The following is a 17,570-nucleotide window of genomic DNA, read 5'->3' as shown; positions in this document are numbered from 1 at the left end:
TTTGCCCGTTTCCCACACATTCGTCCCGACCTAGACGCGATCCATCCACAAGTTATCCACATGTGCAAACTGGCATCTATCCGGACCTGTGGATGCCCCTCAGACGCACGAGAAGGGGGTCGCAGCGTCCCATCGGACCCTGCGACCCCCTTTTTCGAGGCGTCGTACGCTCAGCGGCGACCGAGCTGCGTGGTGATCTCGGTCACCTGGTTGTAGATCGAACGTCGCTCCTTCATGAGCTCGCTGATCTTCTTGTAGGCGTACATGACCGTCGTGTGATCGCGATTGCCGAAGAGCTGTCCGATCTTGGGCAGCGAGAGGCTCGTACGCTCCCGACAGAGATACATCGCGATCTGTCGCGACGTCGCGATCTGCTGCGAACGGCTCGAGCCGTACAGATCGTCGACCGTCAGCTTGAAGTACTGCGCGGTCGCCGTGATGATGTCCGTCGGCGAGATGATGTTGTCCTCGGCCGTGTCGATGATGTCGCGCAGCACCGTCTGTGCGAGGGAGATGTCGAGGGCCGAGCGGTTCAGACTCGCGAACGCCGAGACGCGGATCAGGGCACCTTCGAGTTCACGGATGTTCGAGGAGACGACGGTAGCGATGTACTCGAGTACCTCGTCGGGAATATGGAGCGCCTCGCTCTGCGCCTTCTTGCGGAGGATCGCGATTCGCGTCTCGAGGTCGGGCGCCTGCACATCGGTGATCAGACCCCATTCGAATCGGCTGCGCATCCGATCCTCGAAGCCGGTCAGGTGCTTCGGCGCGACATCGCTCGTGATCACGACCTGCTTGTTGTGGTCGTGCAGCGTGTTGAAGGTGTGGAAGAAGGCTTCCTGGGTCTCGGCACGACCCTGCAGGAACTGGATGTCGTCGATCAGCAGGATGTCGACGTCGCGGTACCGCGCCTGGAAGGCGGCACCGCGGTTGTTCGCGATCGAGTTGATGAAGTCGTTCGTGAACTCCTCGCTCGAGACGTACCTGACCTTCACCCCTGCGTAGAGGGACTGGGCGTAGTCGCCGATCGCATGGAGGAGGTGGGTCTTGCCCAGACCCGAGTCTCCGTAGATGAAGAGAGGGTTGTATGCCTTGGCGGGGGCCTCGGCCACCGCGACCGCCGCGGCATGGGCGAAGCGATTGGATTGGCCGATGACGAAGTTGTCGAACGTGTACTTCGGGTTCAGGCGGGATTCGTGGCGCAGCTGCGTCGGCTGCTCCATCGGCGACTCGATCCGGATCTGCTCCTGGCGGCCGTAGTCGGCCACGGCGATCGGTGCGGTGGGCTGCTCGGCGAGCTCGTGGTTGACCACGACGCGATAAGAGGTGACCTCCTGACCGATGTGGGAGAGCGCCTCCATGATCGGCAGCCGCAGGCGCTTGTTGATCTGCGCCGCGGTGAGGTCGTTGGGGACCTCCAGATAAAGCGTCGCGGACATCACACCGGCGGGGACGGCGAGGCTGAGGAATCCCTGCAGCTGCGGAGTCACCCTGTCATCCGCCTCGAGCAGGTCCTGCACCGTGGTCCAGATCGGAACGTCGGGCTGGGCAGGTGATGACATGACGCTCCGTGCTGGGGATTCGGAGGGGCGTCGAGAATGGCGTCCCCCCTGTGGATAACTTCGGATGCCACGGTAGTCACCGCGGCTGGGAACGGCAACCTGCCTACGGGAATCCGCGCGCGTGTTGCGCATACGTGCACGCGACAGGTTGTGGATAATAGCTGTGCGGATCGTGCCGGAGGTCGAGGTCGAAGCGCGCAGATTTGCTCTGCGCGCCGTCAAGACGTACCCTTAATCGGTTGACTTATGCCTGAATGGCAGATCCCTATGTCTCCGGTCAAATCGATCCCGGTGGCAGCATTCCCGGAGTGATTTCATGAGCAAGCGCACTTACCAGCCCAACAACCGTCGTCGCGCCAAGAAGCACGGCTTCCGCCTTCGCATGCGCACCCGCGCCGGCCGTGCCATCCTCTCGGCTCGTCGCGCGAAGGGCCGCACCGAGCTCTCCGCGTAGATCGCTGTGCTCGCCCGCCCGTTTCGTGTGACCCGCGGGAGCGACTATCGACTGGTCGTTCGACGCGGATCCCGTTGTGGCGGAGCCAAGGTCGTCACCTCGATGCTGACGACGGGCGAGAGCAGAGCCGCGAGGTTCGGATTCATCATCAGCAAGCAGGTGGGCACCGCTGTGGTGCGCAACACCGTCCGTCGGCGACTCAAAGCCGTCTGTGCGGAGGCGCTTCCGCGGGTACCCGAGGGCACGGATGTCGTCATCCGTGCCCTTCCTGCGTCCGCGACCGCCAGCTACGCAGAGCTGAGTGCCGACGTGAACCGCTGCCTGGATCGTCTCGGGCAGGCGCGAGCATGACTGCTCTTCCCGCGTCGTCGATCGGCACCGGACACATGCGTGCAGGGGATCTGCTGCGCAGCGTCCCGTTGGCGCCGAGGAACGCTGTTCTCGGTTTCCTGGCCGGCTACCGCAGGGTGATCTCTCCGATGTATGGAGATGTCTGTGCCTATTACCCATCCTGTTCCGCTTACGCTGTAGGTGCGGTGCAACAGCACGGCGCCGTGCGGGGAACGATGCTCTCGGCATGGCGCATCCTCCGTTGCAACCCCTGGAGCCACGGCGGCGTCGATGACGTCCGTCCTCACGAACATTTCCGTTATGACCTGACCGCTCACGGTTTCGTCGTCCCTTCCCGAAAGGACTGATCGGTGGGTCTTGACCTTCTGCTCGCCAGCACCACCCCGTCGCCGGCGCCTGCCGCCGGCGGCTTCGATCTGATCGGAACCATTCTCTGGCCGCTCAAGTGGCTCGTCGAGATGGTGCTCGTCGCCTGGCACTGGCTGCTGACTGCGGTCGGTCTTCCTGCGGCATCCGGGCTGACCTGGGTCCTGTCGATCGTCGGACTCGTCGTCGTCGTCCGTGCTGCTCTGATCCCGCTCTTCGTGAAGCAGATCAAGAGCCAGCGAAAGATGATGGAAATCGCTCCTGAGCTGCGAAAAGTTCAGGAGAAGTATCGAGGCAAGAAGGATCAGCTCTCTCGCGAGGCCATGAGCCGCGAGACCATGGGGCTGTACAAGAAGCACGGCACGACGCCGATGTCGAGCTGTCTTCCGCTGCTGGTGCAGATGCCGATCTTCTTCTCGCTGTTCAGCGTGCTGAGCGACGTCTCGAAGCACCACAACCTCGGTGTGGGTGGCGTCGGGCTGCTGAATGCGGAGCTCACCGAGCAGTTCTACAACGCCGAGCTCTTCGGCGTCGCCTCTCTGCACGAGACGCTCGGCAACGCCGTGGACGCCGGCAACACCACCGCGATCGTCATTCTGGTCACGCTCGTCGTGCTCATGATCGCGTCGCAGTTCTTCACTCAGCTGCAGATCATCTCGAAGAACCTGTCGCCCGAGGCCAAGACCGGCCAGGCGTACCAGATGCAGAAGATCATGCTCTACATCCTTCCGCTGGGCTTCATCTTCTCGGGTATCTTCTTCCCGCTCGGCGTCGTCGTGTACTGGTTCATCTCGAACCTCTGGACGATGGGTCAGCAGTTCCTCGTCATCCGCGAGATGCCTACTCCAGGCTCTGAGGCTGCCAAGGCGCGCGAAGAGCGTCTGGCCCGCAAGGGCAAGGCGATCGACTCGTCGGGCAAGGTCGTTCCGATGGCGGCATACGAGGCAGAACAGCAGCGGATGCTCGAAGAGGTGGAGCGTGCGAAGGCACAGACTCCCAAGCGTCAGCAGCCCGTGGGCAAGAAGCGTTCGAAGAAGAAGGGGAGCGGTTCGTGACCGACAACGTGACTGAGATCGTGGAGCCCACGGTCGCCGAGCTGGAGAACGAGGGCGATGTCGCAGCCGACTACCTCGAAGAGCTGCTCGACATCGCCGACATCGATGGGGATCTAAACCTCGATGTGCGCCAGGGGCGTGCCTATGTCTCGGTCGAGGCAGAGGGCGATGGACTCGCTCTGCTGTCGGCCCCTGACACCGTGCAGGCTCTTCAGGAGCTGACGCGTCTGGCCGTGCAGAGCAAGACGGGTTCATTCTCGCGTCTTATCCTCGACGTCGGTGGTTCTCGCGATACTCGTCGTCGCCAGCTCGAGACTCTGGTCAACGCCGCGGCTGCGAAGCTCGACGATGGAGCAACGCAGGCGTCCCTGCCGGCCATGTCGAGCTACGAGCGCAAGTTGGTGCACGATATCGCCGCTGACCAGGGACTTGTCTCGGAGTCGTATGGCGAAGGTGCTGACCGCCACACCGTTCTCCGTCGTCGCTGACGTTTCACGTGAAACATTGATCGGGATGCTGCTGTGAGTGCTGTCGAGGTGGAGCCCGCCGTAGCTGCCGAGCTCTTCGGAGGTCGGATCGATCTGGCGAGGCAGTTCACCGCAGCTCTCGCAGAGCATGGTGAAGAGCGCGGTCTCATCGGGCCGCTCGAGCTTCCGCGGCTGTGGACGAGGCATGTCTTGAACAGCGTGATCGCTTCGCCGCTGTTCCATGGATCGGTTGCAGACATCGGCTCGGGGGCAGGGCTACCCGGTATTGTGCTCGCGATCGCGCGCCCCGACGTGCAATGGACTCTCATCGAACCGATGGAGCGTCGCGTGATCTGGCTGAATGAGCAGGTCGATGCGCTGGGTCTCGACAACGTCGAGGTGTTGCGAGCTCGGGCTGAGGATGCTCGGCGACCCGAGGGCTTCGATGTTGTGACAGCGCGCGCGGTCAGTGCACTGAAGACTCTGATCCCGCTGACCGCTCCGCTCGTTCGTGACGGGGGAGAGCTCGTTCTACTCAAGGGGATGAACGCGGCGAACGAGATCGACGCCGCACAGAAGCAGATCAAGAAGTTCCGCCTGACGGACGTCCGGGTCGAGGTTCTCGGTGAGAGTGTGCTTCCCGAGTCGACGCGCGTCGTTCGGGCCGTGGTTCGCTAGGCAGGCTGCAGTTCTCGGCGTGTGTTCACGCCTCCCGCCATTCTGATGAGCGGGATTCATCGGCGGGGCGTGCTCTGCCCTGGTCTCTGCGCGGCACGCGGCGCGGTCACCGGGGTACGTCGACTCCTTTCGTAGGTGATGGATGCCGAGGGACTTCGCTGCGGTGCCCGACTCGCCCAACGTGGCGTGTTCCCCGTTGATCCGTAGAGGTTTCACGTGAAACATGTTGCGCGAGGGCACGCACTCTAAATCTATAGCCGGCTCTAGATCTATAGCGGGGACCGCGTGACCCATGCACCGCTAGTCGAGATCACGAGTCGCGACTGCGCCAAGGGTGTAATCCTCCGCCCGTTCTGCGCACTCGCGGACTCGCCGCACGCATGGAGGGGATGGTCCCCAGGGAACAGCATCCCGCCCACTGGTGCCTGGGTTGGTATGAGAGTGACTTCGTTGGGCTGGCGGGTGGCTTCGTCGACGTTTCACGTGAAACGGCTCGTATCTGTGAAAACCGTGGCGCGTGGCTGAATCAAGTCATTACGCGACACAGGTGCTGCCCCACCAGCCAATCATGCGCACCACAGCAGCAATCCCAGGTCGAGGAAGGGTCCGCAGGTGCCCCGCATGCTGCGTCTCTCGAGACCCTGGGGCAGTGTTTCACGTGAAACAAAATCCTCGGCAAATAGCGGCCGGATGGCAGGAGTGGTGTGCGTGGGCGAAACGCGGGGAGCGTTTCTGATCAGCGATGTTTCACGTGAAACCATCTGCTCACTGCAGATGAACCTGCCCCGCCTCGTGAATCGCATCGGCGCTGTGGCGGCGTCACATCTCCATGATGGCGCGTCGAGCGCCGTCCTTCCGGGGAGGTGTGGCGGGTGCGCTCCTGCACGGTGCGGCCAGTGGCGCAGCTCGGGGATTGTGGACTTCCGGTGGGGGCCGGGCTGGGGATTGTGGACACTGGGCAGGGGTTCTGCGCTGGGGCTCGGGATTTGAGCTTGTTCCCCTGAAGTCGCTGTACGTGTGTGCGTGTGTTGGTTTGCAGCCATTCTGTCGGGTCGCTTTGAGCCAATTGGTGGCTTGGGGCTTGGGGCTTGGGGATTGGGGCTTGGGGATTGGGGCTTGAGGCTGGGGCGAGGGAGTGGTCCTGCCCCTGGGCCGGGGCGTTGGGACTGCAGCCTGGGGGCTTGAGTTCAGTTGGGCGTGTACACGCGTTGTTTCTGCAGCCAGCTTGTGTGTTGGTGAGGAGCGGGATCTGGATCCGGCTCTTGATCTGGGGTTTGCCTGTCTGTGTCTGTGTCTGTGTCTGTGTCTGTGCTTGGGACTGGGCCTAGGATTCGGACTGGGCCTGGGATTCGGACTGGGCCTGGGATTCGGACTGGGCCTGGGATTCGGACTGGGTCTGGGACTCGGACTGGGTCTGGGACTCGGACTCGGACTGGGGGTTGGCACTTGGGGCTGTGGTCTGTGCTCGCGGGTGGGCGTTGGGTCTGTGGGTCGGGCTGGGTTGCCTGTTCCTGGGACTGGGCCGGCGGCCTGGGTCTGGGCCCGGGTTCTGGGGCCGGGACTTCACGTCGGCGGCTGTAGACACGAGAGTAGCGCGTTGTGTGCGATTGAGAGTTCCGTGGCCAGGCGCCCGTCTACCACCGTGACGAAACAGTGTGGTCCATAGCTCAGGCGCTTGTTCGCGAAGCACGAGACTCACCCCGGTGGATGCGTGCGTCGTCCTTGATGCGTCATCACCTGAGGCGGCGCGATCTCTTGGCGAGACGTACGAATGTTTCACGTGAAACGCGGGGCCTGGACGGCGCACTGTCCGTGCACGCCGGGACCCCGCGCTGCGTCAGTCGGAACCACCACGTATCGGTTGGGCTGCTGGGGGAGTGGAGTCGTCGTTCCCATAGCCAAGCCGTGCACCTTGCCTTCGTCGCGAACCGTCTTCGAGTAGTGAGCTGCCGGCCGTCGGTGTCGACAGACGGCCATGGGCTGAGCGTGAACGCGCAGGCCAAGTCGCTGTGTTTCGACCGGATCGGTTTGTCCACTGGGCCACGAAGTACTGACTCCCACGGATCGTGAGGTGATGAGCAGGGGCCGCGCGCTTCCTTGCTGGCCGACGGACTTATGGGGAGCCCGCGATAGTGATCAGGCGTCACTGGGCCAGATCATCGTGTGGGAGTACTCGTCACGCCGAGGCCATCTGCGTTGTCGACCGGAGCAGCACCTTCTGAAACCCGACGCTAGAGGGGATGGCAGGGCACGGGTCCGGTCTAAAGATACGGACATGGTGGTGTCATGGACGCATGGGCGCGGTCCAGATTCCGGACCAGAGAGAGTGTTTCACGTGAAACGTGCGCACCATGACGGCGGATATCGCGTTGTGAACGCGCGTTGAGCTGCGTCCCGCAACCATCGTGACGGAGGTGTCGGCGGCCGTTGGATGCGGCCTGACCCGTGTTTCACGTGAAACACGGATACCGTGGAGGAATGGCCCGGGTTCTCATCACAGGAATGTCAGGCGTAGGAAAGTCAAGTGTCGTCGCGCTTCTGGGGGACCGGGGAGTTTCGACCATCGACACGGACTACGGGAGCTGGAAGACCCAGGATGGCCTGTGGGACGTGGTTCGGATGACGGCACTACTCCACGAAAACTGTGATCTTGTGGTGGCAGGGACTGTCGAGAACCAGGGCTACTTCTACGATCGCTTCGATCATGTGGTGCTGCTCTCGGCACCCGAGGCGATCATCCTTGAGCGCGTACAGGGGCGTGTGACGAATCCTTATGGCTCTACGGAGGCAGAGCGAGCCGAGATCCGAGAGAACCTTCGGTCGATCGAGCCACTTCTTCGCCGAGGCGCGACACGTGAGATCGATGCGTCGAGGCCGCTCGTCGACGTGGCCGAGGAGATCATGTCGCTCGTGCGCGCATGAATGTTCCACGTGAAACACACTGACCAAGGCTGTATGAGCATCAGCGTTCCCCAGGACAAGCCTCCTGAGCATGGCCAACAGTGAGCAACGTCCGCCGCAGCGATTAGAGTGGGACACGGCCCCGAAAGGAGTGGATGTTTCACGTGAAACAGCCCGAAAAGGCATCACCGAAGGACTCCTTCGGGATGGATACGCCGCTCGCGCGGGAACTCGCGGACCTCTCAGCTCGCCGCAGAGTCCTCGAAGCAGTGAACATCGACTTCAGGGGGGACACCCGCATCCTGACGGTCTCGAACCAGAAGGGTGGGGTCGGCAAGACGACCAGCGCGGTCAACGTCGCATCCGCCCTCGCCGGACTCGGTGCGAAGGTACTCGTGATCGACCTCGACCCCCAGGGAAACGCCTCCACGGCTCTCGGAGTACCGCACAACGCGGAGACCCCGAGCGTCTATGACGTCCTGATCGAAGAGGTGCCGCTCGCCGAGATCGTGCAGCAGAGCCCCGAGGACGAGAATCTCTTCTGCGCACCCAGCACGATCCACCTCGCCGGGGCTGAGATCGAGCTCGTGGCTCAGGTCGCACGAGAGCACCGCCTGCGCCGTGCTCTGGAGGAGTACCTGGTCGACAACCCGATGGACTTCGTGATCATCGACTGCCCGCCGTCTCTCGGTCTCCTCACGATCAACGCGTTCACCGCGGCGAACGAGGTCTTCATCCCGATCCAGTGCGAGTACTACGCATTGGAGGGACTGAGCCAGCTTCTCGGCAGTATCCAGATGATCCAGAAGCACCTGAATCCCGGGCTCCACCTGTCGACGATCCTCTTGACGATGTTCGACGGGCGTACGCGACTCGCTCAGCAGGTCGCTGACGAGGTTCGCACCCACTTCCCCGATCAGGTGCTCGACACCGTCATCCCGCGCTCTGTGCGGGTGTCGGAAGCACCGAGTTTCGGTCAGACCGTGATCGCCTACGATGGGCAATCCGCCGGCGCCGTCGCCTATCGCGAGGCCGCCGTCGAGATCGCGTCGCGCACCGCGGCGCAGAGCAAGGAGAAATGATGGCGAAGCGCACTGGACTGGGCCGAGGCATCGGTGCCCTCATCCCCACCGCTGATCAGTCCGAGCGTCCCGTGGATGTGTTCTTCCCCGGCGCGAATCTGCGCCCGGCGACGGAGCAGACGAGCGACCAGCCCGCCGCAGAAGATCTCGAGGCTGTCCCAGGCATCCACCTCATCCAGATCGACCCGCAGAAGATCGTCCCGAACCCCCGGCAGCCGCGCACGCATTTCAATCCCGAAGACCTCGCTGAGCTCGTGCACAGCGTGCGGGAGTTCGGTGTGCTGCAGCCCGTCGTCGTCCGCAAGAACAGCGAGGGCGAGTACGAACTCATCATGGGGGAGCGGCGCACCCGTGCTGCCCGTGAGGCGGGTCTGGCAGCCATTCCCGCAGTCGTCCGTGAGACCGCCGACGAAGACCTCCTGCGCGACGCACTCCTCGAGAACCTGCACCGCTCGGAGCTGAACCCTCTCGAGGAGGCATCTGCCTACCAGCAGCTGCTCGAGGACTTCGGGATCACTCAGGAGGAGCTGGCCACGCGCATCGGGCGCTCTCGTCCGCAGATCAGCAACACGATCCGTCTGCTGAAGCTACCGGTTCCCGTGCAGCAGCGTGTGGCGGCAGGTGTGCTGACGGCAGGTCACGCTCGCGCGATCCTCAGTCTCGACACCCCCGAGGCGATGCAGCGTCTCGCCGACAAGGTCGTGAACGAGGATCTCTCGGTACGCGCGACCGAGGTCGCAGCGAAGACCGAGCCGGCTGCTCCCGGGCGCACGGCGAAGCCCACGCCCGGAGCCCGTCGCGCCTACCTCGACGAGGTGGCCGGCAACCTCGGTGATCGTCTGAACACGCGCGTCAAGGTGTCACTCGGTGCTCGCAAAGGCCAGGTCATCATCGATTTCGCTTCGATCCAGGATCTGAACCGGATCCTTGAGGAGATCGGGCAATCCGGCTACGGATCGGCGTGATTCCACCCCGTCGCGACTGAGCGGTCGTAGACTCGCGGGATCGCCACGATGAAGGGGAGACCATGTCCACTGCGCAGAGTCCATCCGGTTTCCAGCGAAAAGTCATAGCGGTCAGTATCGCCGCTGCGCTCGGTGGCTTCCTCTTCGGCTTCGACACCGCCGTCATCAACGGTGCCGTCGACGCTCTGGCGGGGAACGTCTCGGGATTCGATCTCGGCGCGGGGCTCAAGGGCTTCGCCGTCTCGTCAGCGCTCATCGGCTGCGCGGTCGGCGCCTGGTTCGCCGGGCCGATCGCGAACAAACGCGGTCGTATCCCGGTGATGGTCGTCGCTGCCGTGTTGTTCTTCATCTCGGCGATCGGGTCGGGACTCGCGTTCAGCGTCGTCGACCTGATCATCTGGCGCGTGGTCGGTGGACTCGGCGTCGGCGCTGCATCCGTCATCGCTCCCGCGTACATCGCAGAGGTGTCGCCGGCGAAGATCCGAGGAAGACTCGGATCCCTTCAGCAGCTCGCGATCGTCACCGGTATCTTCGCCGCGCTCCTCTCGGACGCGCTTCTCGCCAACATCGCAGGGGCCGCTGACCAGCCGCTGTGGGGGCTTACAGCATGGCGATGGATGTTCATCGTCGAGGCGATTCCTGCGTTGGTCTACGGCATCATGTCGCTGCGCCTCCCGGAATCTCCGCGATACCTGGTGCGTACGGGGGACATCACCCGAGCTTCTGAGGTGCTGCAGACCGTCACAGGCGCCGTCGACGTAGACGCGAAGATCAAAGAGATCACGAGCACGATCGACACAGAGCGCAAGGAATCCCTGCGCGATCTTCGAGGCAGCCGCCTGGGCCTGAAGCCGATCGTCTGGGTCGGCATCCTGCTGTCGGTGTTCCAGCAGTTCGTCGGCATCAACGTGATCTTCTACTACTCGACGACGCTGTGGCAGTCGGTCGGATTCGATGAGTCGAGCGCGCTGCTGACCTCGGTCATCACTTCTGTCACGAACATCGTGGTCACGATCGTGGCGATCCTGCTCGTCGACAAGATCGGCCGCCGCATCATGCTGCTCGTCGGTTCTGTGGGCATGACCGTCACGCTGGGGCTGATGGCGCTGGCGTTCTCGTTCGGCACGTTGGATGCCGAGGGCACGGCGACGCTCCCTGATCCCTGGGCCACGGTGGCACTGATCTGTGCCAACGGCTTCGTGGTGTTCTTCGGAGCCACGTGGGGCCCGCTCGTCTGGGTGCTTCTGGGTGAGATCTTCCCGAACTCGATCCGTGCGGGAGCCCTCGCAGTCGCTGCAGCAGCGCAATGGGCGGCGAACTTCTTCATCTCGACGACGTTCCCGATCTTCGCCGACATCGGCCTCACATTCGCCTACGGCTTCTACGCGTTCTTTGCGCTGCTGTCGTTCTTCTTCGTGTACTTCAAGGTTCCCGAGACCAAGGGCAAAGAGCTCGAGGAGATGACGGACGAGCTGAAGGTGGAGCGCCGGGGCACCCGCAAGGCCACGTAGGCTGGAAGCATGACCGAGTCCGTTCCCCGTCGCGCCAGCCTGGAAGTGCTGCGAGCAGAGGCGTCGGACGAACTCGCCGTGCTCATTCAGGAGCGTCTTCTCAGTGGAGAAGACCCCTGGGAGTTCATGGAGGACCTGCCGAGCGTCGACGAGCTCGTGGTGTATCTGCTGCGCGCCGACAACATCACCGCGAACGATGGCGTGCGGCCCAACGCGGCTCGTCACTACCGAGTGCTGCGCCAGATCGCTCTGGAGTATCCCGAGCTCACACCGGCCGTGTGGGGGCTGCTCGACGAGAAGCAGCGCCACCGACGCTGGGACCCCTCAGTCGCCGACGCATCCTGAGGATTCCGCCGCGATGCCGAGGATGCTTCTCACCTACGACCCCGCCTGGGCCGATCAGTTCGCGAGCATCGCCTTGGAGATCACCACCCTGACGGATGCCGATTGGCTGATCGAGCACATCGGCTCGACCGCCATCCCGGGGATGCGCGCGAAGCCCATCATCGACCTGGCCATCAGGATCCGGGATCTCCAGGACTTCGACACGCACCTGCCGGCGCTCGAGGCCGGAGGATGGCGGCGGGGGAGTGCTGTGCGCACGCATCCCGTCATGATCCATGAGACCGACGGTGTCCGTACCGCGATCGCGCACCTCTTCGTCGCTGAGGACTGGGATGCGGCGAACCAGCGCATCCTCAGGGACTGGCTGCTCGCACACCCGGATGACGCGGATCGGTACTCGCACGCGAAGTGCGATGCTGTGGCGGCCGCGGCGCGCGGGCGATCGACGTACAACGCCGCGAAGACGCCGGCGATCCAGGAGATCGTCGACCGCGCTCGCGCGGCCCGCGGGCTGCCCTCGGTGCCGGTGCACGACAAATAGTCTCGGTGGCCGGTATCGGCCGGGGACAGAAAAAGGCCGCCACCTCCGAAGAGGTGACGGCCTGAAATCCTGATCAGCCGATGAAGGCTGCGAGGTCCTGCTCGAGGGCCGGCTTCGGCTTGGCGCCGATGATGGTCGTCTTGACCTCACCGCCCTGGAACACCTTCATCGCGGGGATGGAGGTGATCTGGTACTTCATCGCCAGCTGCGGGTTCTCGTCCACGTTCAGCTTGAGGATGGTGATCTTGTCGGGGTTGTCCGCCTGGATCTGGTCCAGAACGGGGGCGACCATGCGACACGGTCCGCACCACTCGGCCCAGAAGTCCACGAGGACGGGACCTTCGGCCTGCAGAACGTCCTGCTCCCAGGTCGCCTGGCTCGTAGCCTTTGCACTCATCAGAGTTCTCCTTGATTCGAGGTTCGCCTGCTACAACAGCGGGCGAGGTGAAACTGTTCCCGACCGCTCAGGCGGTGATGATCTCGGCGGCTTCGGCCGCCGGGAACTCGACGGAAGCGTCTTCGAGATCCGCGAGGAAGTGCTCGGCGTCGAGGGCGGCGACCGTTCCGGAGCCGGCAGCGGTGATCGCCTGACGGTAGGTGGGGTCGATCACGTCGCCGGCGGCGAAGACACCGGGCACCGAGGTGACCGACGAGCGGCCGTCGACCCAGATGGTGCCCTCTGCGGTCAGCTCGAGCTTGTCGTGCACGAGGTGGGTGCGCGGGTCGTTTCCGATCGCGATGAACAGTCCGTCGAGGGGCAGATCGCTGAGCGTGCCGTCGACCGTGTTGCGCAGCTGGACGCCCGAGACGGAGTCGCCACCGAGGATCTCGGCGACCTCGCTGTTCCACACGAACTCGATCTTCTCGTTCGCGAACGCACGCTCCTGCATGATCTTCGAGGCGCGCAGGGAGTCCTTGCGGTGGATGACGTAGACCTTCTCGGCGAAGCGGGTGAGGAACGTCGCCTCTTCCATCGCCGAGTCGCCGCCGCCGACGACCGCGATGGTCTTCTCACGGAAGAAGAAGCCGTCGCACGTGGCGCACCACGAGACTCCGTAGCCCGAGAGGCGCTCTTCGCCCTCGATGCCGAGCTTGCGGTATGCAGATCCCGTCGCGTAGATGAGCGACTGGGCCTCGTGCACGGTTCCGCTGCCGAGCGTGACCTTCTTGACGGGGCCGGCGAGGTCGAGCTCGGTGACGTCGTCATAGACGACCTCGGTGCCGAACTTCTCTGCCTGCTCCTGGAACTTGGCCATGAGCTCGGGGCCCTGGATTCCTTCGGGGAAGCCCGGGTAGTTCTCGACCTCGGTGGTGTTCATCAGCTCTCCGCCGACCTCGACCGTGCTCGCGATGAGCAGCGGCTTGAGGTTCGCGCGCGCCGCGTAGATGGCGGCGGTGAATCCGGCAGGACCGGAACCGATGATGATGACCTGACGCATGTGCTCTCCGTCGTAGATGCTGAGACGCCGAAAGACGTTCGACTGCTTCAACCAATGGTAACCGCGCGACATTCCCGCGCGCGGATGCTCAGCGACCGGGCAGGAAGCGTCGCAGCATGGAGCCGGCGACCTTGAGCTCCGGTGCCCGCAGGAGCGCCAGGATCCCGATGTAGACGACCACCACGGCGACGCCGATGATGCACGTGCCGAGGGCTCCGAAAAGCTGGCTCTTCAGTGTCCACCCTTCGTCCCCACCCATCAGGAGGAAGACTCCCCAGCCCGCCGCGGCGGCAGGGATCGCCGCGAGCGCGAAGCGGCCGATGGACAGCATCCAGGATCCGATCTGCAGTCCGCCGATCTTGCGGTGCAGCAGCCAGATCGCGAGCAGTGTCTGTACCGTGCTCGCGAGCGACTGCCCGAGCGCGACCGCTGCGGCCAGCAGGCTCGGGGGCAGCACATCGGCGGTGTACAGGAACGAGGCGAGCAGTGCGGTTCCGACGACGAGGGCGCACTGGAGGATCGTGAACCAGAACGGCGTGCGGGTGTCGTCGTAGGCGTAGAACGTGCGCTGCACGATGAACAGGATCGTCAGCGGCAGGAGCCCGATGAGATAGGCGATCAGCACCGGTGCCGCCGCGAACGTCTCATCGATCGACCTCGTGAACACCCGAGACGCCGGAAGAGTCGCCGCTGCCACAGCAGCGATCGCGGCCATGATGAAGAACACGAGCGTCCGGATGCTGCGGCTGATGTCTGCGCGCACCTCGTCGTCGCGGCCGGCGGCCGCATGCTCACTGATCTGCGTGAAGTACGGGGTACCGATCGAGAGCACGATGACCGAGTACGGGAGCATGAAGACGAGCCACGCGTTCGCCATCACGGTCGTCGAGGCGTCGGTGCCCGACACCGCCGTCGCAATGCTGGTCTGGAAGAATCCCGCGGCGATTCCTGCGAGAGCCATCAGCAGCGTCCACCCGGCGAGTCGTCCGACCGTGCCGAGTCCCGCGCCGCGCCAGCGGAAGTCAGGGCGCAACGAGAGCCCGGTGCGCCGCCAGAAGATCAACAGGACGAGTGCCTGCAGGATGATGCCGAGCGTCGCCGTGCCGCCGAGCATCGCGGTCATCTCGGGGGTCCAGGCTGCGGCTCTCGTGGGCACGTTGCCGAACAGTGCACCGAGCGCCAGGAAGCCGGCGATCGAGACGACGTTGTTGACGACGGGCGCCCAGGTGAACGGGCCGAAGATGCGGCGCGCGTTGAATGTCTCGCCGAGGAGCGCGTAGACGCCGTAGAAGAGGATCTGCGGAAGACACCAGTATGCGAGCGCGGTCGCGAGCGCCCGCAGCTCCTGCTGTTTCTCGGATGTGGCGAGCCACACCAGACCCGGTGCAGCGATCATGGCGATCGCGGTGCAGATGAGGAGCACGACGACGCCGAGCGTGAACATCTTCGAGATGAACGCCCCACCGCCGTCGGGCTTGGCTGTGGCCTTGACGATCTGCGGGACGATCACTGCGGTCAGCACGCCGACCGAGATGAGCTGGAAGACGCTGTTCGGGAGCTGGTTGGCCACGGTGAACGCGTCCGCCGCCTGCGAGATGGAACCGAGGACACCGACCAGGACGATGCTGCGCAGCAGACCGGTCACTCGCGACACCATGGTGCCGGCGGCGATGACGGCGCTCGCGCGGCCGAGACTACTCATTCGACTCCTCGACGGTGTCCTTCTCCGTGCCCGCTTCACGGCGGCGACGGCGGACGGTGCGGATGATGCCGAGACCGAGGAGCAGCACGATCAGACCGCCGAACACGGCGAGACCGATCGTCTCCCACTCGGCGCGCACCGAGACGCGCACTGTCTCGGGGGTGCTGATCGGGACTCCGGTGGGACTAGAGAGCTCGAGCTTCAGCGCGACCTCGCCGCTGCCGACCCTCGCCGAGACGGGAACCTTGACTCTGCTCGTGGTTCCCGGCTGGATCGTCGCGGGGGTCACCGGCTCGACCTCGAGACGAGGATCGCTCGGCTTGACGGAAAGGTTGACGTTCACGGGCCAGGGCAGATCGTTGCGCACCGAGAAAGGCAGGTCGGCGTTGGCCGACAGCAGCTGGATGGTGCTGGCCGGCGGGATGTCGACGGCCTCGAGGGTGTCGGTGGTCGCGGTGTTCACATCGGCGACAGCGTCATCGAATCCGTCTTCGGTGAGGCCGACCGCCGTCGCCCGCATGATCTGGATGCGCTTGGGGCTCAGCAGCAGCTGGCGGTCGTCGAGGATCGTGGCGAACTCTCCGAGCACGACCTCGCTGTCGAGCATCCGCTGCAGTGCCGTGGCGCGGGTCGCGTCCGGTTCCGTGGTGAGCGCAGCGGAGACGGCGGGGGTGGCCAGGATCTCCGCGAGCCCGAAGCCGAGGGTGTCGAACGAGGTGATCGTCTCGTTGAGCGCGTCGGCGGTGCGCGTCTCGTCACGGTCGAGCCCGACGAGAAGAGGTGCCGTCGGATTGGTCTGCGCGGAGAGCGCCAGGTGGGCGCTCGCTTCAGCGAGAGACCGCTGACGGGCGACCTCGTCGTCTTCGCCTGCGGCGTCCGACAGGGCGGCGGATGCCGCCGCATCCGTGACGAGGGCCGTGTGCTCGCCGACCGTGGCATGGGCATCGTCGGCTCCTCCGACAGCAGTCGACGACAGGACGGTGATGGCCTCGCCGCCCATGTATGCGGAGAAGGCGTCGAGGTCGTCGGTCGAAGCATCGCTGCGCGGCCACAGGATGCCGGGGGAGGCACCCTCTACGACGGTGAGGTCTGCGTCATCCGGCAGTTCGGGGCCGTCGGTGGGCGCCGGTGTGGGCTCGGGGGTCGCGGTGGGCGTCGCTGCGGGAGTCTCATCCGGGAGCGTGAGGAAGTTGCTCGGGGCGAGGAACGGCGCGAGCGTCGTCGGCTGCAGGAGTTCGGGGAGGCCGGCCTGGGCCTGCGTCGTGGCATCCGCGTCGCCGAACTGCAGTGCGAAGCGCTCGTTGGGCAGTGCGTCGAGCTGACGCAGCCATTCGCGTGCGGTCTGAGGTGCGGCGGATCCGAGAGCCCTGATCGCCGCAGGGATCGACGGATCGATCGCGAGGATGGCCGAAGTGCCGCGGACCCCCTCGAGCACCGCGGTGAGTGCGCCGTCCGCAGCGGTGAGGGCGGTGAGTTCCTCGGCCGTCAGAAGTGCGCCGCCGACCGGGGTCGCGGTGATCGGCACCATCAGGGCGACGGGCGGGTTCTCGGCAGCGGTGACGACGAGGACTGTCGTCGACGTCACGGACTCGGCGGCATCCTGAGCATCGGTCTGCGCCCCGCTGAGCGTCGCACGCAGCGCGTACACGCCGGGCGCGAGGTCGCCGAGGGCCTCGGGCGGGATCATGAGGCTCGTCGTCACGGATGCCTCGGCGTCGACCGGCGCGGTGAGGTCTGCGCCGAGCTGGTCGAATCCTCCCGGCGCCTCGGAGTCGTCCAGCCACGTCGTGACCGCGGCTTCATCAGCCAGGGGAGTGCGGTTGATCTCGACGGAGACGCGTCCGGCGGACAGAGCGGACTTCGCGTCGTTCTGCACGGTCAGCGATGCCGTCGTCGCGCTTCCGGGCGAGACGGTGCCCCGCACGCCCGCAGACAGCAGCAGCTCGACCGCAGGGGTGTCCTCCGTCTCGGAGTCGCCGGCCGCGAACGCGCTTCCGGCGCCTGCACCGCACATGCCGAGAACGATCGCCGAGATGACGGATCCGCGTGCCAGGCGCTGCAGGCGCGTGCGGAGGCCGTTCTCGGGGGTGGTCGCGGTCATGGGAGTCTTCCTCGGACGCCGGTGATCTCAGGCGTCCGGCGAGTGCTGAC

Annotated in this window: 16 protein-coding genes and 1 pseudogene; 12 read left to right on the top strand and 5 right to left on the bottom strand. The window is 64.8% G+C overall.

Features of this window, described 5'->3' with window-relative positions; all coding sequences use genetic code 11:
- Positions 1–170: 170 nt before the first annotated feature.
- Positions 171–1,439: a chromosomal replication initiator protein DnaA gene (dnaA, locus tag RQG77_RS16240; protein WP_396653425.1), complete on the bottom strand. Its 1,269-nt coding sequence runs from the start codon at positions 1,437–1,439 to the stop codon at positions 171–173.
- A gap of 439 nt (positions 1,440–1,878) precedes the next feature.
- Between dnaA and rpmH the strand changes: the two genes are divergently transcribed.
- The 12 genes and pseudogenes from rpmH to RQG77_RS16180 all read left to right on the top strand — a co-directional run bounded on the left by rpmH (position 1,879) and on the right by RQG77_RS16180 (position 12,278).
- Positions 1,879–2,016: a 50S ribosomal protein L34 gene (gene rpmH / locus RQG77_RS16235; RefSeq protein WP_056310970.1), complete on the top strand. Its 138-nt coding sequence runs from the start codon at positions 1,879–1,881 to the stop codon at positions 2,014–2,016.
- A gap of 6 nt (positions 2,017–2,022) precedes the next feature.
- Positions 2,023–2,367 (top strand): ribonuclease P protein component, encoded by a 345-nt coding sequence (gene rnpA, locus RQG77_RS16230; protein WP_082477928.1) that lies wholly within the window; start codon positions 2,023–2,025, stop codon positions 2,365–2,367.
- Positions 2,364–2,714 carry a membrane protein insertion efficiency factor YidD gene (gene yidD / locus RQG77_RS16225; RefSeq protein WP_082488294.1) on the top strand — a complete coding sequence of 117 codons (351 nt, stop codon included), beginning with the start codon at positions 2,364–2,366 and terminating at the stop codon, positions 2,712–2,714. Before rnpA ends, yidD begins: the two co-directional genes overlap by 4 nt.
- 3 nt (positions 2,715–2,717) lie before the next feature.
- On the top strand, positions 2,718–3,788 hold the full coding sequence (gene yidC / locus RQG77_RS16220; protein ID WP_120494666.1) for a membrane protein insertase YidC: 1,071 nt from the start codon (positions 2,718–2,720) through the stop codon (positions 3,786–3,788).
- Positions 3,785–4,276: a R3H domain-containing nucleic acid-binding protein gene (locus tag RQG77_RS16215; RefSeq protein WP_311245666.1), complete on the top strand. Its 492-nt coding sequence runs from the start codon at positions 3,785–3,787 to the stop codon at positions 4,274–4,276. The genes yidC and RQG77_RS16215 overlap by 4 nt, the downstream gene beginning before the upstream one ends.
- 33 nt (positions 4,277–4,309) lie before the next feature.
- Positions 4,310–4,933, top strand: a complete 624-nt coding sequence (gene rsmG / locus RQG77_RS16210; protein ID WP_311245665.1) for a 16S rRNA (guanine(527)-N(7))-methyltransferase RsmG — start codon at positions 4,310–4,312, stop codon at positions 4,931–4,933.
- Positions 4,934–7,411: 2,478 nt separating this feature from the next.
- Positions 7,412–7,855, top strand: a complete 444-nt coding sequence (locus tag RQG77_RS16205; RefSeq protein WP_311245664.1) for an AAA family ATPase — start codon at positions 7,412–7,414, stop codon at positions 7,853–7,855.
- Between the two features lie 134 nt (positions 7,856–7,989).
- Entirely contained in the window at positions 7,990–8,916 is a 927-nt protein-coding gene (locus RQG77_RS16200; protein ID WP_311245663.1) for a ParA family protein, read from the top strand.
- Complete coding sequence (locus tag RQG77_RS16195) at positions 8,916–9,881, top strand: ParB/RepB/Spo0J family partition protein (RefSeq protein WP_311245662.1); 966 nt, start codon at positions 8,916–8,918, stop codon at positions 9,879–9,881. Before RQG77_RS16200 ends, RQG77_RS16195 begins: the two co-directional genes overlap by 1 nt.
- 59 nt (positions 9,882–9,940) lie before the next feature.
- Positions 9,941–11,392 (top strand): annotated as a pseudogene (locus RQG77_RS16190) (sugar porter family MFS transporter); the annotation flags it as partial.
- A gap of 9 nt (positions 11,393–11,401) precedes the next feature.
- On the top strand, positions 11,402–11,737 hold the full coding sequence (locus tag RQG77_RS16185; RefSeq protein WP_311245661.1) for a tryptophan synthase subunit alpha: 336 nt from the start codon (positions 11,402–11,404) through the stop codon (positions 11,735–11,737).
- Between the two features lie 13 nt (positions 11,738–11,750).
- Positions 11,751–12,278, top strand: a complete 528-nt coding sequence (locus RQG77_RS16180) for a GrpB family protein (RefSeq protein ID WP_311245660.1) — start codon at positions 11,751–11,753, stop codon at positions 12,276–12,278.
- Between the two features lie 73 nt (positions 12,279–12,351).
- Here the strand turns inward: RQG77_RS16180 and trxA are convergent, their stop codons facing one another.
- The 4 genes from trxA to RQG77_RS16160 form a co-directional block, all read right to left on the bottom strand.
- Positions 12,352–12,675 carry a thioredoxin gene (trxA, locus tag RQG77_RS16175; protein ID WP_042541543.1) on the bottom strand — a complete coding sequence of 108 codons (324 nt, stop codon included), beginning with the start codon at positions 12,673–12,675 and terminating at the stop codon, positions 12,352–12,354.
- Between the two features lie 67 nt (positions 12,676–12,742).
- On the bottom strand, positions 12,743–13,717 hold the full coding sequence (trxB, locus tag RQG77_RS16170; RefSeq protein WP_311245659.1) for a thioredoxin-disulfide reductase: 975 nt from the start codon (positions 13,715–13,717) through the stop codon (positions 12,743–12,745).
- A gap of 88 nt (positions 13,718–13,805) precedes the next feature.
- Complete coding sequence (gene murJ / locus RQG77_RS16165) at positions 13,806–15,419, bottom strand: murein biosynthesis integral membrane protein MurJ (RefSeq protein WP_311245658.1); 1,614 nt, start codon at positions 15,417–15,419, stop codon at positions 13,806–13,808.
- Complete coding sequence (locus tag RQG77_RS16160; RefSeq protein WP_311245657.1) at positions 15,412–17,520, bottom strand: DUF6049 family protein; 2,109 nt, start codon at positions 17,518–17,520, stop codon at positions 15,412–15,414. Before RQG77_RS16160 ends, murJ begins: the two co-directional genes overlap by 8 nt.
- Positions 17,521–17,570 lie beyond the last annotated feature (50 nt).

The sequence above is a fragment of the Microbacterium sp. WCS2018Hpa-23 genome, assembly GCF_031843845.1.
Taxonomy (GTDB): Bacteria; Actinomycetota; Actinomycetes; order Actinomycetales; family Microbacteriaceae; genus Microbacterium.
The sequence above is the reverse complement of the archived record's forward strand: the minus strand, read 5'-3'. Positions and strand labels throughout refer to the sequence as shown.

What these genes read in the sequence shown, in the direction of transcription:
- dnaA (WP_396653425.1), bottom strand. Translation starts at nt 1,439, where the DNA reads ATGTCCGCGACGCTTTATCTGGAGGTCCCCAACGACCTCACCGCGGCG.
- rpmH (WP_056310970.1), top strand. Translation starts at nt 1,879, where the DNA reads ATGAGCAAGCGCACTTACCAGCCCAACAACCGTCGTCGCGCCAAGAAG.
- yidD (WP_082488294.1), top strand. Translation starts at nt 2,364, where the DNA reads ATGACTGCTCTTCCCGCGTCGTCGATCGGCACCGGACACATGCGTGCA.
- RQG77_RS16205 (WP_311245664.1), top strand. Translation starts at nt 7,412, where the DNA reads ATGGCCCGGGTTCTCATCACAGGAATGTCAGGCGTAGGAAAGTCAAGT.
- RQG77_RS16200 (WP_311245663.1), top strand. Translation starts at nt 7,990, where the DNA reads ATGTTTCACGTGAAACAGCCCGAAAAGGCATCACCGAAGGACTCCTTC.
- RQG77_RS16195 (WP_311245662.1), top strand. Translation starts at nt 8,916, where the DNA reads ATGGCGAAGCGCACTGGACTGGGCCGAGGCATCGGTGCCCTCATCCCC.
- RQG77_RS16185 (WP_311245661.1), top strand. Translation starts at nt 11,402, where the DNA reads ATGACCGAGTCCGTTCCCCGTCGCGCCAGCCTGGAAGTGCTGCGAGCA.
- RQG77_RS16180 (WP_311245660.1), top strand. Translation starts at nt 11,751, where the DNA reads ATGCCGAGGATGCTTCTCACCTACGACCCCGCCTGGGCCGATCAGTTC.
- trxA (WP_042541543.1), bottom strand. Translation starts at nt 12,675, where the DNA reads ATGAGTGCAAAGGCTACGAGCCAGGCGACCTGGGAGCAGGACGTTCTG.
- trxB (WP_311245659.1), bottom strand. Translation starts at nt 13,717, where the DNA reads ATGCGTCAGGTCATCATCATCGGTTCCGGTCCTGCCGGATTCACCGCC.
- murJ (WP_311245658.1), bottom strand. Translation starts at nt 15,419, where the DNA reads ATGAGTAGTCTCGGCCGCGCGAGCGCCGTCATCGCCGCCGGCACCATG.
- RQG77_RS16160 (WP_311245657.1), bottom strand. Translation starts at nt 17,520, where the DNA reads ATGACCGCGACCACCCCCGAGAACGGCCTCCGCACGCGCCTGCAGCGC.